This window comes from Streptomyces sp. NPDC058457, from assembly GCF_042720695.1.
Classification (GTDB): Bacteria; Actinomycetota; Actinomycetes; order Streptomycetales; family Streptomycetaceae; genus Streptomyces.
On the sequence record NZ_JBHXLU010000014.1, the window covers coordinates 146,901 to 163,399 of the forward strand.

The 16,499-nt window shown below is 70.4% G+C and carries 12 protein-coding genes; 4 read left to right on the forward strand and 8 right to left on the reverse strand.

The features are described 5' to 3' along the window. Positions 1 to 37: 37 nt before the first annotated feature. The 7 genes from ACFWPS_RS14755 to dpgA are packed head-to-tail and all read right to left on the reverse strand — an operon-like array spanning position 38 to position 7,048. Complete coding sequence (locus tag ACFWPS_RS14755) at positions 38 to 1,177, reverse strand: glycine amidinotransferase (RefSeq protein ID WP_383704814.1); 1,140 nt, start codon at positions 1,175 to 1,177, stop codon at positions 38 to 40. A 36-nt stretch (positions 1,178 to 1,213) separates the two neighbouring features. Further along, positions 1,214 to 1,417 (reverse strand): ferredoxin, encoded by a 204-nt coding sequence (locus ACFWPS_RS14760; protein ID WP_383704816.1) that lies wholly within the window; start codon positions 1,415 to 1,417, stop codon positions 1,214 to 1,216. Positions 1,418 to 1,429: 12 nt separating this feature from the next. Beyond that, entirely contained in the window at positions 1,430 to 2,608 is a 1,179-nt protein-coding gene (locus ACFWPS_RS14765; protein WP_383704853.1) for a cytochrome P450, read from the reverse strand. A gap of 2 nt (positions 2,609 to 2,610) precedes the next feature. Beyond that, positions 2,611 to 3,900 carry a PLP-dependent aminotransferase family protein gene (locus tag ACFWPS_RS14770; RefSeq protein ID WP_383704818.1) on the reverse strand — a complete coding sequence of 430 codons (1,290 nt, stop codon included), beginning with the start codon at positions 3,898 to 3,900 and terminating at the stop codon, positions 2,611 to 2,613. Between the two features lie 6 nt (positions 3,901 to 3,906). Beyond that, positions 3,907 to 5,235: a (3,5-dihydroxyphenyl)acetyl-CoA 1,2-dioxygenase DpgC gene (gene dpgC / locus ACFWPS_RS14775; RefSeq protein WP_383704820.1), complete on the reverse strand. Its 1,329-nt coding sequence runs from the start codon at positions 5,233 to 5,235 to the stop codon at positions 3,907 to 3,909. Beyond that, the gene (gene dpgB, locus ACFWPS_RS14780; protein WP_383704822.1) at positions 5,232 to 5,900 is read right to left on the reverse strand and encodes an enoyl-CoA-hydratase DpgB; all 669 of its coding nucleotides are present in this window, start codon (positions 5,898 to 5,900) and stop codon (positions 5,232 to 5,234) included. The genes dpgC and dpgB overlap by 4 nt, the downstream gene beginning before the upstream one ends. 20 nt (positions 5,901 to 5,920) lie before the next feature. Continuing rightward, positions 5,921 to 7,048 (reverse strand): 3,5-dihydroxyphenylacetyl-CoA synthase DpgA, encoded by a 1,128-nt coding sequence (gene dpgA / locus ACFWPS_RS14785; RefSeq protein WP_383704855.1) that lies wholly within the window; start codon positions 7,046 to 7,048, stop codon positions 5,921 to 5,923. Positions 7,049 to 7,171: 123 nt separating this feature from the next. On the opposite strand from dpgA, the gene dpgD reads away from it, so the two are divergent. Then, positions 7,172 to 7,891, forward strand: coding sequence for an enoyl-CoA-hydratase DpgD (gene dpgD, locus ACFWPS_RS14790; protein WP_383704824.1), 720 nt, complete (start codon positions 7,172 to 7,174; stop codon positions 7,889 to 7,891). An 80-nt stretch (positions 7,892 to 7,971) separates the two neighbouring features. On the opposite strand, the gene ACFWPS_RS14795 is transcribed toward dpgD, so the two are convergent. Next, entirely contained in the window at positions 7,972 to 9,132 is a 1,161-nt protein-coding gene (locus tag ACFWPS_RS14795; RefSeq protein ID WP_383704826.1) for a glycine amidinotransferase, read from the reverse strand. A gap of 195 nt (positions 9,133 to 9,327) precedes the next feature. On the opposite strand from ACFWPS_RS14795, the gene ACFWPS_RS14800 reads away from it, so the two are divergent. From ACFWPS_RS14800 to ACFWPS_RS14810, 3 genes are all read left to right on the forward strand, one after another. Continuing rightward, positions 9,328 to 10,374, forward strand: coding sequence for a methyltransferase (locus ACFWPS_RS14800; protein WP_383704829.1), 1,047 nt, complete (start codon positions 9,328 to 9,330; stop codon positions 10,372 to 10,374). A gap of 66 nt (positions 10,375 to 10,440) precedes the next feature. Continuing rightward, positions 10,441 to 10,656, forward strand: coding sequence for an MbtH family protein (locus tag ACFWPS_RS14805; RefSeq protein ID WP_383704831.1), 216 nt, complete (start codon positions 10,441 to 10,443; stop codon positions 10,654 to 10,656). Positions 10,657 to 10,718: 62 nt separating this feature from the next. After that, positions 10,719 to 16,499 (forward strand): amino acid adenylation domain-containing protein (locus tag ACFWPS_RS14810; protein ID WP_383704857.1); only part of this gene is annotated, 5,781 nt, incomplete at its 3' end.

Sequence of the window (16,499 nt, forward strand, 5' to 3'; positions counted from 1 at the left end):
CGTTCCTTCTGTGTGGTGTCGGTCCGACGAAGCCCGGTCAGCCCAGATAGTCCTCGGTACCGCCGGCGCGCACGGTGTCGAGGGTGAAGCAGTGGAAACCGCCGCCGAACAGCCGACGGTGCCGGTGGCGGACCGGAACGACCGTGAAGTTGTGTGCCTCCAGCGTCCTGATCAGCGTCTTGCACGCGTCGTTGACCATGACCGTCTGCTCGTCGATCGACAGCAGGTTCAGGTCGATGTACGGGCTGGGCGGGATCGGGTCGCCGTTCTCGTACTGCGGGTAGTCCTCCAGGGCCGGGGTGGGCGCGACGATCACATCCCAGTTGCGCAGCGCCTTCGGCAGGTATTCCCGCACGCCTTCCGAGCGCAGCAGGAGCAGTCCGGGACGCAGCGCGACGATGACGCTGTCGATGTGGCTCTGGGTGAGCCGGTCCATGCGGTGGACCCGGACGCGCCCCTCCAGATGGCGCTCGAGCCAGTCCACGGCGAGCGCGTGGTTGGCGTTGGAGACGTTGACGATCAGGTCACGGCCGAACCGCAGGGCGTTGGCGCCGTCGATGAGCATCTCCAGGCCGACGTCGTACGGGGAGGGCTGCGGGTCCAGCGGCACCTCGATGTTGGGTGCCGCGTTGACGACGTTGCCCGGGTCGAAGGAGTTGTCCGTCAGCATCGGGCGCGGCATCGTCGTCCAGCGGGCGCCTTGGAGGAAGTAGTCCTGGAAGATCGGCGCCAGGAACTTCGTCTCGAAATACCGCGCGCGCAGCGTTGGCGGGGTCTCGATGATCTCGTCGCCGATGATCAGGGTGTTGTCGCGGACGTTCAGAGGCGGGGTGACCGGTGCGGACCAGGCCGGGGTGGTCACGCCGTGGTCCACGGTCTCGGGCTCCAGCGGGCGCAGGACTTTGACGCCGAGCGACGCCAGGGTGGCGGCCATGCCTTCGACGTCCTCGACGAGTTCGTCTGCCAGGCGCTGGCGGAAGGCGATCCGCTCCGGCGGCTCGTTGTCCCCGCCCTCTCGGGAGGTGCTGATGCTCGGGTAGTAACCGCGGGCGCCGGTGAGGTTGTCACTGATGAACATGTCGAAGGACAGATCACGCACGCGGGCGGCGTAGTTGGTGGCGGAGCCGACGATGACCTCTTTGAGCGAAGACCACTCGTCATGACTGTTCAGGCGCATGGGTTGGAGTTCCTCCAGGGGCGTGCTCGGGGCACGTCAGTGGGTATCGGAGCCGATGAGGATCGCCTGCACGGGGCAGAGTCCGGCGGCCTCCCGTACGGCGTCGTCCAGATCGGGCTCGGGGCGGTCGTCGAGGAGGACGACCGTGCCGTTCTCCTCGTCCTGGTCGAAGACCTCGGGTACGGCGAGGGCGCACTGCCCGGAGCCGACGCAGGCGTCCGGTTCGATCGTGAGGTGCATGGGGCGAGGTCCCTACCAGGTGACGGGCAGACGGTGGACGCCGTAGACGCTCATGTCGGAGGCGAGGGGGACCTCGTCGGGCGGCACGGCGAGAGTGAGCGTGGGGAAGCGGCGGAGCAGCGCGGGCAGCGCCGTCCGCATCTCCATGCGGACAAGGTTCTGGCCGAGGCACTGGTGGATGCCGTAGCCGAAGGCCATGTGCCCGGAGGTCTTCCGGTTGAAGTCGAGACGGTCGGGGTCGGTGAACCACTCGCGGTCTCGGTTGGCCGAGGGGATGGAGACGGTCACCGACTCGCCGGCCTTCATCAGGTGCCCCTCGAACTCCGTGTCCTCCAACGGGGTGCGGGGCACGCCGAAGTGGAAGACGGAGAGGTAGCGCAGAAGTTCCTCGACCGCGTTGTCGGTGATCGACGGATCGTCGCGAAAAGCCGCGAGTTGCTCGGGATGGGCCAGCAGAGCCAGCGTGCTCAGCGCGAGCGAACTCGACGTGGACTCGTGCCCGGCGGTCAGCAGCAGGACCCCGACACCGGCGATCTCCTCGGCGTCGAGGGTGCCGTCCACGGCGAGCAGGCTCAGCAGGCCCTCGCTGAGGCCGCCCTGGCGGGACAGCTCGCGAAGGAAGCCGTAGAGCCGATCCATCGCCTCGGACGCCTCGTCGGCCGTCGCGTTGAGGCTGAAAAGGATCTCGCTGTTGCGCTGGAACTCGGTCCGGTCCTCGTAGGGGACGCCGAGCAGTTCGCAGATGACCAGCGACGGCACGGGCAAGGCGAAGGACTCCACCAGGTCAACCGGGCCGCCGTCCTCGGCCATCGCGGACAGCAGGTCGTCCACGATGGTCTCGATCCGCGGACGCATCTCCCGCATCCGACGGGCGGTGAACTTGCCCGCCAACTGCTGGCGCAGCCTGGTGTGTTCGGGTGCATCCATGTCGACGAGCCAGCCTGGCAGCGCCGGTGCACCGTAGAACGGGTCCGCGCCGGGGCGGTTCACGGGAGCCCGCTTGAACTCCGAGCGGGCGCTGAAGCGCGTGTCGGTGAGCAGCTTGCGGGCCAGGCCGTGGCTGGTCACCAGCCAGCCGACATGGCCGTCGGGGTACAGCATGCGCCGGACCGGCTCGTCCTGGCGGTACGTGGCGAGCTCCGGTGGCGGGTCGAAGGGGGTCAGGCGCACCGTGGGATGCGGATCGATCACTGTCAATGTCCCGTCTCCTTGGTCAGGAACGCGGCGAGCCTGCGTACGCCCTCCTCGATCTCGTCGGGATCGAGGTAGCTGCACGAGAGCCGGAGCTGGGTGTCGCCGGCGCCGTCGAGGTAGAACTGCCGCATGGGGGTCCACAGGACGCCGTACTCGGCAGCGGCGACCTCCAGCAGCTCGGTGTCCGCGGGTACTGGCAGGTGCACACGGACGAAGAAGCCGCCGTCGGGCCGGTTCCAGTGGACTCCCGCCGGGGTCGGGTCACGCAGATGCCGGTCGAGCGCGTCGAGCAGCAGCCGCAGATTGCGCTGGTACAGCTCGGACTTCGCGCGGCTGAGCGCTTCCAGCGACCCGCCGTGCTCGAGCAGCAGGCCGCCGATCACCGCCTGGGAGAGCGGCGAGGTGTTCACCGTCACCATCGACTTGAGTGTGGCCAGGACGTCGGCGAGCGTCCGGTCGTCGCCCGTGCCGGTCACGCTCTGGTCGGCGACGACGAAGCCGACCCTGGCGCCGGGGAACGCGGTCTTGGCGAAAGTGCCGATGTGGATGACCCGGCGTTCGGTGTCGAGCGCCTTCAGCGGGGGCAGCTCGGCGCCGGCCGCCGCGGTGAACCCGTAGGCGTTGTCCTCCAGGATCAGCAGGTCCTCGCGCGCCGCGAGGGCGAGCAGCCGGCGGCGGCAGTCGAGCGTCATCCGGTTGCCGCCCGGGTTGGAGTAGTCGGGGGCCACGTAGAGGGCCCGCAGGGTCCGCCCAGCGGCTCGGGCCTCCCGGCAGGCCCGTTCGAGCCTGTCGACGTCGAGGCCGTCCGCCGTCTCGTCGATCCCGACGACGTCGAGGTCGAGCAGCCGCGCGGCGCCCGTGATGCCGACGAAGCAGGGGTTCGCCACCGCGAGCACGTCGTCCGGGGAGCGGAACAGGGCGCGCAGCACCAGCAGCATCGCCTCCTGCGCCCCCACGGTGATGACGTAGCACTCCGGCGGAGCGTCGATGCCGTGATCGCGGTGGAGTGCTTCGGCCACGATGTCGTTGATCAGCCCTCCGCTGGGGCCGTACTCGAACAGCAACTGGCGGGCTCGTGCCGGGCTGGTCCCGCGGGCCATGACGTGGCGGAGGAACCGATCGGTGAAGCGCTGGACGTCCACCTCGGGCAGGGTGTCGGGGTGCGGGGCTCCCGGCGCGAAGGAGATCGCCCCGGGATAGCGGCCCATCACCTCGTTGAGGAAGCTGATGGAACCAAGGACCGGAGCCCCTACGGAGCCGTGCAGCCGGTCGGTGTGCAGTCGGACCATGACCACTCAGCCCCGGCCCTGCGACTTCTGCCAGCGGCGCTCCACCTTGTCGAGCACGTCCTCGCTGTACGAGCGGGCCGCCTGGACGACGGCGAACTCCGCGAGGTACTCCCGATACAGGTCGAGCGGTTCCTCGACGAGGCACAGCATGTGGCGGTTGGCGGCCACGGCCGGGGCGGCGAGTTCGGTGACCGCACGCTCGACGGCCCCGGCCATGCCGTCCGCCGAAACGACCTCGTCGCACAGGTGCCGGAAGTCCGGGTCGTCGGTGCTGATCCGACGTCCGCCGAGGATCACCTGGCGTGCGGTTCTGGCTCCGGTGAGCCGGGAGAGCCGGAGGTTGCCGAGTCCGGGCACGATGCCCTCCTCTGCGGCTGGGAGGCTGAACCAGGCTCCCTCCTCGGCGATGACCCGGTCGAGCACGAGCAGCAGTTGCATGCCGCCGCCGATGGCGAAGGTGTCGACGGCGCCCACCCAGGGCTTCTGCACCGGGCGCTCGGTCCGGCCGACGGTCCCGGGGGCGGTGACGAGGCCTCGGTACATCTTGTTGATGTAGCCGAGCTCGCGGCCGAGCAGGAACTCGACGAATGAGATGTCGCCGTTGCGTAGGTCCTTGAGGTTGATACCGGCGCTGAACACCCGACGGCCCTGGTAGCGCGGGTGATCGACCTCGCCGCCGCGGAGCACGCCGACCGCTGTGGCCTCGTCCAGGAGCGCGAGGTCGACGGCGGTCTCCAGGTCGGCGATCAGCCGGTTGTCCTCGGCGTTGAGGCAATGCGCGTTGCGGAAGGTGATGTGCGTGGCGCGACCGTGGCGCTCGACGAGGACCCGGTCGAGTTCGATGCGGCCCTCGGCGCGGTAGCCGGGGAGCAGTTCGAGCGCGTGGCGCGTGGGCTGGAGCATCGCCTCGACGAGGTGCCGGCCGGCGGTGGGCGACCGTAGCACCGCGCTGCAGAAGATCGCCTGGTCGACCTCGCGGCCGTCCTTCTCTGCCTGGATCCAGGCGTTCTCCGCCGCCATCTGCTCGGAGGTGGGGACGAGCCCAGGAAAGCGTTCCGCGGCGGCCAGGAGCAGCTCGGGCAGCCGCAGGTGCCGTGTGTGCCGCTCGGTCAGCTCGTCGTAGACGGTGTCGGTGTGCAGAGCGAGGAAGGCCTGCCGGACCTCCCTGGCGCTGCCGAACAGCCGCTCGGCGGCCTCCTGCTGTTGCGGGGTTCGCAGCGGCCGGGACGGGTAGGCGGCCAGCAGCCGCTCGGTCTCGGCCGTGTGGGCAGCCAGCGCGGCGCGATCCTGCTCCAGGTCGCCGACGAGGCCGGGGGCCGTGGCGATGGCACTCATGCGGCCCGCCCGAGGGTGCCCGCGCGCAGTCGGCGCAGTTCGCGGTCGCAGGCAGCCAGGTGGATACCGAGGGCCTCGTCGTACTCAGCGGTCGCCGCCTCGGCGATGAGCTGGCGGCGCAGCGCCGTCTCGCGGTCGGCGAGGTGCCCGGAGAGAGCGCGGGCGATGGCCTCGGCCTCGGCAGCGTTCCCGGCGCCGCGGTCGATCAGGCCCAGCTCCAGGGCGCGGTCCAGGGGGAGGTCGGTGTCCCACAGCAGCAGCTGTCGGGTCCGGTGGGTGCCGAGACGGCGCACCAGGCGGTAGAGGGCCATGCTGGGCCAGAAGTAGCCGTCGTTGACAGGCAGGGCCAGGGACAGCCCTTGGACCCCGACGCAGACGTCGGCGGCCAGGAGCAGTTCCACGGCGGGGCCGGCACAGTGGCCTTCCGCGATGACGACGGTGGTGGTGTCGAGCATCTCCAGGCGGCGCACGGCGCGCTCCCAGCGATTGACCGCGGAGACGGTGACGTCGCCGGGCCAGGCAGCAGGGGCGAGGGCGGCGGACAACCGCAGGACGAACGTCGTGGCGTGGCGGTCGCTCTCGGCCTCGTCGCACAGCGCGTTGAGAGCGGCGGTCAGCTCGACTGGAGGGCGGGTCATGTCGAGCGCGGCGAGGGGGATCTTCACGGAGTTTTCCTTTTCTTTCGTCACCAGGCGACCAAAGCCATTTCGATGGTCGAGCCCGGCCCCATGGTCATAAAGATGCCGAATTCCCCGGGGGTGGCGATGCCTTCGCTGCGCAGTCGTTCGTAGGAGAACAGGAAAGACCCGCTGGAGATGTTTCCGTGATCCCGCAGGACCCCGGTGGTGTGCCGTACGTCGTGACGGCTGAGACCGAGATTCGCGCGGACCGAGTCAATGACTTTCTTCCCGCCGGAATGGATGACCCAGTGGGATATGTCGGAAAGTCGCAGACCTGTGTCTTCGAGCAGCTTGTCGAGCGCGATCTCGGCGTGAGCGCCGACCACGTAGGGGACTTCCGGGTCGAGATAGAAGCTGAACTTCCCGTGGTCGTCGTCCCAGTCGTAGCGCATGGCGTCGACGGCGTCCGGGATGATGCAGCTGGAGAACTTCAGCAGGGCCGGACCGCGGGCCGGACCGCCGGCTCCCGCAACCTCGGTGGCGCCGGTCCCGGAGGTGACCGCGATGGCGGCGGAACCGTCGCCGAAGAGGCTGTTCACCACGGACGAGCGCATGGTGCCGTCGAACACGTAGGCTGCCGAGCAGGCCTCGACGCAGACCATCAGGGCGATCTCACCGGGGTGAGCCTTGGCCCAGCCGGCCACGGCAGTCAGGGCGTTGAGGCCGGCGTTGCAGCCCATGCCGACGACGTCGAGACGCGAGCAGTGCACGTCGATGCCGAGCTCCCTGATGAGGAGCGCGGAGAAGCCAGGGGTCAGCAGACCGGTGGTGGTGACGCAGCAGAGGTAGCCGACATCCGCCAGGCCCAGGCCGGCGTCCTTCAGGCAGGCCTCGATGGCCTCCCTCGCCATGGCGACACCGGTGGTGGCGTGCTTCTGGAGGAGCTCGCCCTGGGTCTCCATGGCCCGCGTGCCGTCCGGGAGCAGCGGCGGCAGGGTCAGCCCCCGGCGCTCGATGGCACTGTTGAGGAAAATGGAGCGGACACGCGGATCGGTGATGCCGAACTCGTCCAGCATCTCCTGCTGCGTATACGAGGTCCCGGGCACTGCGGTGCCAATTCCGATAATGCGCGGCGGCGCCGAGTTCTGTCCCGAGAAAAGCCGTTGGGTTTCGCTTTCGTGCGGGACTTCGATCACTGTCACGAATCACTCCCCTACGTTAGAATAATATACATGCATCAACTGTCAGTAGTGCGTTACGAGAAGAGCGGACACGTGGCCCGCATTACCCTCGACCGGCCCGAGGTCCTGAATGCAATGAATCTCCGCATGCATGCGGAGCTCGCCGATGTCTGGGACGATTTCGAGGCGGACGACGACATGTGGGTAGCGGTGCTCTCCGGCGCCGGCGACCGGTCCTTCTCGGTCGGCCAGGACCTCAAGGAACTGGCCGGCCGCGAGCAGGCGGGCACTGCGGCCCCGTCCTCCTTCGGCAGCCGCGGCAAGCCGGGCTGGCCGCGGCTGACCGAGCGGTTCGACATGGTCAAGCCGGTGGTGGCGCGGGTCCAGGGGTACGCCCTGGGCGGCGGGTTCGAGCTGGCTCTGGCCTGTGACATCGTGGTTGCCTCCGAGGATGCGAGCTTCGCCCTGCCCGAGGCCAGGTTGGGTCTGATGGCCGGGGCGGGCGGAGTGTTCCGGCTGACCCGTCAGGTGCCGTGGAAGACGGCCATGGGCCATCTGCTGACTGGCCGCCGGATGACCGCCGGGCGGGCCTACGAACTCGGCCTCGTCAACGAGGTCGTGCCGGCCGCCGACCTCGACACCTGCGTCGAGGGATGGGTGACGGACATCGTGCGCTGCGCGCCTTTGTCGGTACGGGCGATCAAGGAGGCGGCGGTCAAGGCGTCGACGCTGCCGCTCGACGAAGCGTTCACCGCGCACTACCCCGCCGAGGAGCGGAGGATGCACAGCAAGGACGCCGTCGAGGGCCCAGTGGCCTTCGCCGAGAAGCGTGCCCCCAGGTGGCGGGGCCGCTGAGGTGGAATCGGCCCCGGCCAGGGCGTCTTCGGCCGGGGCCGGCCCGAGCGGAGGTACGCCCCGCCGTGGGTCGGATGGCTTCAGCCGAGGTAGTCCTCGGGGCCGCCGTCGCGGACGGTGTCGAGCGTGAAGCAGTGGAAACCACCGCCGAACAGCCGCCTGTGCCGGTGCCGCACCGGCACCACGGTGAAGCCGTGCTTCTCCAGCGTGCGCATGAGCTCCGGGCACGCATCGTTGACCAGCACCGTGTCGGGACTGACCGACAACACGTTCAGGTCGATGAAGGGGCTGGTCAGGATGAGGTCGTCGTTGTCATAGCGCGGGAAGTTGTCGCTCTCCGGGCTCGGCGGGACGATCAGGTCCCAACGGCGCAGCAGCTCCGGGAGCCGCTCGGCCACCTTCTCCGAACGCACCAGCAGCGTTCCGGGACGCAGGGCCAGCACCATGCTGTCGATGTGGCTGTCGCTGATCCCGTGCACCCGGTGGATCCGGAACCGGCCCTCCAGGTGACGCTCCAGCCAGTCGACGGCCAGCGCGTGGTTGGCCGTCGAGATGTTGACGACGAGGTCCCGGCCCAGGCGCAGGACTTGCGCCCCGTCGAACATCATCTCCAGGCCGAGGTCGTAGCGCGAGGGCCGCGGGTCCACGATGGGCTCGGTGGGACCGCCGGCTGTGCTGGAGCGCGCGTACGACAGATCGAAGGACGCGTCCGTCATCATCGGCCGCGGCATCACCGTCCAGCGCGCCCCCTGGCGGAAGTAGTGCTGGAAGACCGGCTTCAGGAGCTGGGTCTCGAAGTAGCGGGAGCGGATCATCGGCGGGGTCTCGATGATCTCGTCACCGAGGATCAGCGTGTTGTCGCGGACGTTCAGGGGCGGGACCACCGACGCCGACCAGGCCGGCGTACGGACGTCACCGGTCTCGGCGGCCACGTCCAGCGGGCGCAGCACCTCGACCGACAGGGACCGTAGCGCCGCGGCGATCTCCTCGAGGTCCTCGTTGAGTTCCTCGACATAGCGCTTCTTGATGAGCACACGGGCACCGCCCGGATCCGCCGCGCCGTCCCGGCGTGCCGAAAGCCTGGGGTAATACCACTCGGACCGAGAGGAATTGTCCTGGGCGATGTTGTCGTGGAAGAAGAGGTCGAAGGATAGCTCTCGTTCGTGAGAGACGTAGTTCTCCGCGGAGCCGACTACCGCCTCTCTCAACGGTGACCATTCATCAAAGCTGTTCAGCTGCATGGCTCCTCGTTTTCCGTCCCGTGCTCGCACAGCCGCTCTACTCAAAACGCTAGGGCATGACTGTCACGATTCTTGACCTGCTGGCAACTAATTGCCAGGACCTGTCGAATGCGCGGAAACCCTGGCTACGTTGAGTCTCGCCGCGGGGGCGCAGCCCCGTGGGCCACCCCAGACCTACGGAAGCGACAGGAACACATGGACAGGCACGGCAAGCACGACGGCGACCCGGTACTCGAACGTTTCCATTTCCTGGTGAACGCACCCGCGCTCTTCAATGCGGTCGCCACGGCGGTAGAAGTGCGCATATTTCACTTCCTCGCGGAGCACCCGCGTTCCGGATTCGAGGAGATCCGTGTCCACACCGAGATGCCGGCACACCAGTTGCGCGTACTGCTGCAGGCGGTGTGCACCACCGGCCTGCTGCGCCGCGAGGACGGCCGCTACCTCAACTCGGACGTCGCCGGCGACCTGCTCGCCTCGGACAACGAGGACAGCTGGGGCCACGTCATCGTGGGCTGGAAGGAGGTCTACTACCCCGCGTTCGTGCACATGACGAAGGCCCTGAAGGCCGGCACCAACCTCGCTCTGGACAGCTACCCGGGCGACGAGCCCACCCTCTACCAGCGACTTTCCCGCAACTCGGAGCTGGAGGCAGTCTTCCACCGCGCCATGAGCGCTTTCACCCTGCAGTCCGTCGACGCGCTCGTGGAGCGCGAGGAGTTCGCCTCCGTGCGCCGCCTCCTCGACGTCGGCGGCGGCGACGGCACCACCTCGGCCCGCCTGGTGGCCCGCCACCCCGAGCTCGTCTCCACCGTCTTCGACATGCCGAGCGTCTCCAAGCTGGGCGAGGACAAGGCCGCCGCGGCCTATCCGGACCGGGTGGAACTGCACCCCGGCGACATCTTCAACGACGCCTTCCCGGTCGGCGCCGACGCCGTCCTCTTCAGCCACGTCCTGGAGATCTTCTCCGAGGACCAGATCCTCGGCCTGATGAAAAAGGCGTACGACAGCCTGCCCGAAGGCGGCAAGGTGTTCGTCTACGGCTACAACGTCTCCGACGACGAGACGACCGGAATCTTCGGTGCCCGGCTCGGCCTTTACTTCAACGTCCTCGCCAGTGGCCAGGGAATGGCCTATCCGGCTCGCGACTACGAGAAATGGCTCTGCCAGGTCGGATTCGACGATGTCAAGACTGTCACCGGTCTGCCGTACGAGCACGGTCTCACCCTCGGCGTGAAGTAACCGCCCTGACCACGTCCGGAATTCCGATTCGCCAGCCGGCGTCCGCCGTTCAAGGAGCTGAAAACCATGGCCAATCCGTTCGACGACACCGAAGGCCTTTTTCTCGTACTGGTCAACCACGAGGGCCAGCACTCCTTGTGGCCCGAGTTCGCCGAGGTCCCCGCGGGCTGGACCCGGACACTCGGTCCGCTCGACCGTGCGTCCTGCATCGACCACATCAACGAGACCTGGACCGACATGCGGCCACGCAGCCTGGCCGCACAGCTGGACCAGGCTTCCTGACCTCCTGACAACCCTATGTACGCCTGTCGCCCCTGGGGGCGCATCACAAGGAGCGAGTGACGATGTTCGTGGGTTCGGTGCCGGAGGCCTTCGGCGAGCAGGCAGCTCGCACCCCGGAGGCCGTGGCGGTGCGGTGCGCCGGGCGTAGCCTCACCTACCGGGAACTCAACGACCGGTCGGACCGGCTGGCCGGGCTGCTGGCCGCCGCGGGCGCGGGCACGGAACGCCCGGTCCTGGTCCTGATGGACCGCACGGTCGACCTGGTCGTCGCACTCCTCGCCGTACTCAAGACGGGAGCGCACTACCTCCCGCTGCACCCCGCCCATCCGCGCGAGCGGATGGAGTGGACCGCGGCCGGCAGCGGCGCTCCGGTCCTGCTCACCGACTCCGTCATGGCTGCCCGCGCTCCGCGGGTCCCGGCCACCATCCTGGCCGACCTGCTGGAGGCCCGCGCGGCAGAGCCGGCCGGCCCCCCGGCGCACCCGGATGCCGGCCGCCCCGCCGTGCGGGTCCTGCCCGGGCAACTTGCCTACGTGATGCACACGTCGGGTTCCACCGGCACCCCCAAGGGCGTCGCCGTCACCCACCGCAACATCCTGGATCTGGTGGGCGACTCCATGTTCGCCGCGTCCGGCGCCCACGAACGCGTCCTGCTCGTCGCGTCATACGCCTTCGACCCCGCCACATACGCGATCTGGTACCCGCTCCTGACCGGTGGCACCGTCGTGCTCGCCACCGAGGCCGAGCTCACCGTGGACCGGCTCGCGGAGCTGATCGGCCGGGAGCGGATCACCGCCGCCGAGATCCCGGCCGGCCTGTTCCGTGTGATGGCCGAGGAGCACCCGGAATGCTTCGCCGGCATGCGGGAGGTCCTCACCGGTGGCGACATCGTCCCGGCCGGGGCGGTGCGCACGGTCCTCGAACACTGCCCCGACACCGTCGTACGCGGCACCTACGGTCCCACCGAGACCACCCTGTACGCCGCGCAGCACCGCTGGACCCGGGCGGCGGACGTCCCGGACCAGGTCCCGCTCGGCGGCCCGCTCGACGGCATGCGCGCCTACGTCCTCGACACCACCCTGCGCCCCGTCTCCGACGGCGAGACCGGCGAGCTGTACCTGGCCGGCGCGGGCCTCGCCCGCGGCTACGCCCACCGCCCGGACCTGACGGCCGAGCGCTTCGTCGCCGACCCGTTCGCGGCGGACGGCTCGCGAATGTACCGCTCCGGCGATCTCGCGCGGCGCACCGCCGACGGACTCCTCGAGTTCGCCGGCCGCTCCGACGACCAGGTGAAGGTCCGCGGTTACCGCATCGAGCCGGGCGAGGTCCAGGCCGCGCTGGCCGACTGCGCCGGACTGCGCCAGGCCGTCGTCACCGTCCGCGAGGACCAGCCCGGCGACAAGCGGCTTGTCGCCTACGTCGTGCCCGAGCACCCGGCCGACGGCGCCGGGGCGACCGCCGCCGCCCGCGCCCACCTGGAGCAGCGCGTCCCCGCGTACGCGCTCCCCGCCGCCTACATCGCCCTCGACCGGCTGCCGCTCACCGCGAACCACAAGGTCGACTACCGCGCCCTGCCCGCCCCCGCCGTCGGCGGCGACACCGGCCGCGCCCCGCGCACCGACCGTGAGGCCCTGCTGTGCCGGCTCTTCGACGACACCCTCGGCGTGACCGGCACCGGCATCGACGACGACTTCTTCGCCCTCGGCGGCGACTCGCTGCATGCCATCCGCCTGGTCAGCCGCATCCGCGGCGAACTCGGCGTCGACCTCTCCGTCACCGCCGTCTTCGACCATCCCACGGTCGCCACCCTGGCCGAGGCGACGGGGAACGCAGCCGTACGGCCCGCGCTCGTGCCTGCGGTCCGCCCCCACGTCATCCCGCTCTCCCCCGCCCAGCACCGCATGTGGTTCCACAGCCGACTGGACGGCGGCTCCGCCGCCTATGTGCTCCCCGTCGCCGTATGCCTCACCGGCGCCCTCGACCCGGCCGCCCTGAAGGAGGCCCTCGGCGACCTCTTCGACCGGCATGAGGCGCTGCGCACCGTCTTCCCCGAGCGGGACGGCGAACCACACCAGGTGATCCTGCCGGCCGGCCGGGTCCGGCCCGAACTGCCCGTGGAGCATGTGGCCGACCTGGAGCCAGAGCTCCGCGCGGCCGCGTTCGTCCGCTTCGACCCGACCGTCGACGTCCCGTTGCGCGCCCGCTTGTTCGCAGCCGGCCCTGACGAGCATGTCCTGCTCCTCACTCTCAACCACATCGGCACTGACGGCTGGTCGATGCAGCCGCTGACCCGCGAGCTCCGGCAGGCCTACACGGCACGCCTGGCGGGCGAGGCCCCGCGCTTCGCCCCGCTGCCGGTCCAGTACGCGGACTACACGCTGTGGCAACGCGAGCTCCTGGGCGACCCCCGCGACCCGGCCGGACTCGCCGCCCGCCAGTTGGAGTTCTGGCGCCGCACCCTCGATGGCGCCCCCGCCGAGCTGGAGCTGCCCACCGACTTTCCGCGTCCGCCGGTGGCCGGCACCCGCGGCGGCGTGGTCCCTGTCGACCTGCGGCCCGAGCTGCACGCCTCCCTGGTGCGGCTGGCCCGTGCCACCCGCACCAGCGTGCCGATGGTCCTGCAGGCCGCCGTGGCGACCCTGCTCACCCGTGTCGGCGCGGGCACCGACATCCCGCTCGGCACCACCGCCGCCGGGCGCACCGACGCGGCGCTCGACGGGCTGATCGGCTTCTTCGTCAACACGCTGGTGCTGCGCACCGACACCTCCGGCGACCCCACCTTCCTGGCCCTCCTGGACCGGGTGCGCGAGGGCGCCCTGGCCGCCTACGAGCACCAGGACGTGCCGTTCGACCAGGTCGTGGAGGCAGTCAACCCGGACCGCTCGCTCTCCCGCCACCCCCTGTTCCAGACGATGCTGACGATGGAGAACGCGGGCGGCTACCGTTTCACGCTACCCGGACTCATCGCGCGGGCCGAGGAGATACCCGCCACCACAGCGAAGTTCGACCTCCTCTTCGGCTTCACCGAGCAGTACGGCACCGACGGCGCGCCCAGCGGGCTCACAGGCCGCCTCGAGTTCGCCGCCGACCTGTTCACGCCCGCCACGGCCGAACTGCTCGCCCGCCGCTTCACCGCCCTGCTGACCCAGGCCCTCGCCAACCCCAAGCAGACCCTTGGCGACCTCGACCTGTTCCTCGACGGCGAGCGGCAGCAGGAGCTCACCGGCGCCGGGACAACCCGTGTCGAGCTGCCCACCGCCTCCCTCGCCGAGCTGCTGCACGCGCAGGCCGACCGGACGCCCGACGCGCTCGCGGTCAACGCCCCGGACGGCGAGCTGACGTACGCGGAGCTCGACGAGCGCTCCAACCGGCTGGCCCGGCTACTGCTCGCCCGTGGCGCCGGCCCGGGCTCGTACGTCGGCGTGCTGCTGCCCCGCGGCGCCCGGCTGACCGTCGCCTTCGCCGCCGTCCTCAAGGCGGGCGCGGCCTATCTGCCGCTCGACCCGCAGTACCCGCAGGAGCGCACCGAGTTCGTCCTTCAGGACGCCCGCCCCGCGTTGTGCCTGACCGACCGGGCGGGCGCGGATCGCCTCACCGGCGCCCTGCTCGACCTCGACGACGCCAAGACAGCGGCGGAGCTCGCCGCGCTGGGTGCGGACCTGCCCACCGACGCTGACCGCCCGGCTCCGCTGACCCCCGAGACCCCCGGCTACGTCGTCTACACCTCGGGCTCCACCGGCCGCCCCAAGGGCGTCGTCCTGCCCTCCCGGGTCCTGATCAACCTGTTGGCCTGGAACGCCACCGTCTTCCCGTACGAGTCCGGGGCCCGGGTCTCGCAGTTCTCGGCGGTCGGCTTCGACGTCTCCGAGCACGAGATCCTCATGGCGCTGCTCAACGGCAAGACGCTGTGCGTGCCGGACGAGGAGACCCGGCTCGACGCGGCCCGGCTCGCGGCCTGGCTCGACGAGGAGCGCATCACCGAGTTCTTCGCCCCCGACCTGGTGATCGCGGCCGTGTACGAGGCCGCCACCGAGCAGGGTCTTCCGCTCGCCGCGCTGCGGCACGTCGCCCAGGCAGGCGAGGCACTGCAGCTGAGCGGCCCGGTCCGCGCCTTCCACACGGCCCGCCCCGGCCTGCGGCTGCACAACCATTACGGCCCGTCCGAGACCCATCTGGTCACCAGCGCCACCCTGCCCGCCGCCGTGGCCGACTGGCCGCTCACCGCCCCCCTCGGCGAGGCGATCTGGAACACCCGGCTGCATCTCCTCGACGAGCGGCTGCGGCCCGTACCCGTCGGCGTCCCCGGCGAGCTGTATCTGTCCGGCGGCGTCCTCGCCCACGGCTACCTGGGCCGGCCCGGCCTGACCGCCGAGCGTTTCGTGGCGAGCCCCTTCGGTACGCCGGGCGAGCGCATGTACCGCAGCGGCGACCTGGTGCGCCGACGTGCCGACGGCAGCCTGGCCTTCCTCGGCCGCGCCGACGACCAGGTCAAGATCCGCGGTGTGCGCGTCGAACTCGGCGAGCTCAACGCGCTGATCGGCGCGGTGCCGGGGGTGGCGCACGCCGCCACCGTGCTGCGTGAGGACACTCCGGGCCACAAGCGTCTGGTGTCCTACGTCGTCCCCGAGCCCGGTGACGCCACCCCGTCGCCCGACGCGCTGCGCCGCGCGGTCACCGCAGCCGTGCCGCCGGCCGTCGTGCCCTCCGCGTTCGTCGTGGTGGACTCCCTGCCGCTGACCGCCAACGGCAAGCTGGACCGCAGGGCGTTGCCTGCGCCGGTCTACGCGGGCACCTCGGACCGTCTCCCGGCCACCGCCGAAGAGCAGGTGCTGTGCGAGCTGTTCGCCGAGGTCCTGGGGGCCGGCTCGGTCGGCGTGGACGACGACTTCTTCGCCCTCGGCGGCCACTCCCTGCTCGCCACCCGTCTGGTCAACCGGGTACGCGGTGCGTTCGGCCGCGAGCTGCCGGTGCGTTCCGTGTTCGAGGCGCCCACGCCGGGCGGTCTCGCCGAGCTGCTGACGGCGGCGGACGCCACGCGTCCCGTGCTGGCCGCGACGGAGCGCCCGGAGGCGGTGCCCGCCTCGGCGGCCCAGCAGCGTCTGTGGTTCCTGGACCGTCTTGAGGAGAAGAGCACCGCCTACAACCTGCCCACCACCTACCGCGTTTACGGTGAGCTGGACGCCGTCGCCCTGGAGCGGGCGCTCGGCGACGTCGTCGCCCGGCACGAGAGCCTGCGCACCGTGTTCCGCGAGAGCGCCGACGACGTCGTCCAGGTGATCCTGCCCGAGGCGGACCTCGCCCTGCACCACGTCACCTGCGCCGAGCACGAGCTGGCCGGCGTCCTCGACGACCTGGGCAGCCATGTCTTCGACCTGAGCCGTGACCTCCCGCTGCGGGCGACCCTCGTCCGGGTCGCCGAGAACGACCACGTCCTGATGCTGCTGCTGCACCACATCGCCGCCGACGCCGCGTCCATGGGCCCGCTGGGGGCCGATCTGTCGGCGGCCTACCGGGCCCGACTGGCGGGCGGTGCTCCCGCGTGGCAGCCCCTGACCATCCAGTACGCCGACTACACCCTGTGGCAGCAGCAGCTCCTCGACACGGTCGAGGGCCCGCAGCTGGACCACTGGCGCGAAGCCCTCGCCGCTCTCCCGGTCGAGATCGAACTGCCCACCGACCGGCCTCGCCCCGCCACCCCCACCTACCGGGGCGAGGCCTTCGAAACCGAGCTGAACGCCGAACTGCACGCGAAACTCACCCGGCTGGCGCGTTCCACGGGCACAACCCTCACCATGGTCGCCCACGCCGCCCTCGCCACCACCCTCACCCGCCTCGGCGCCGGC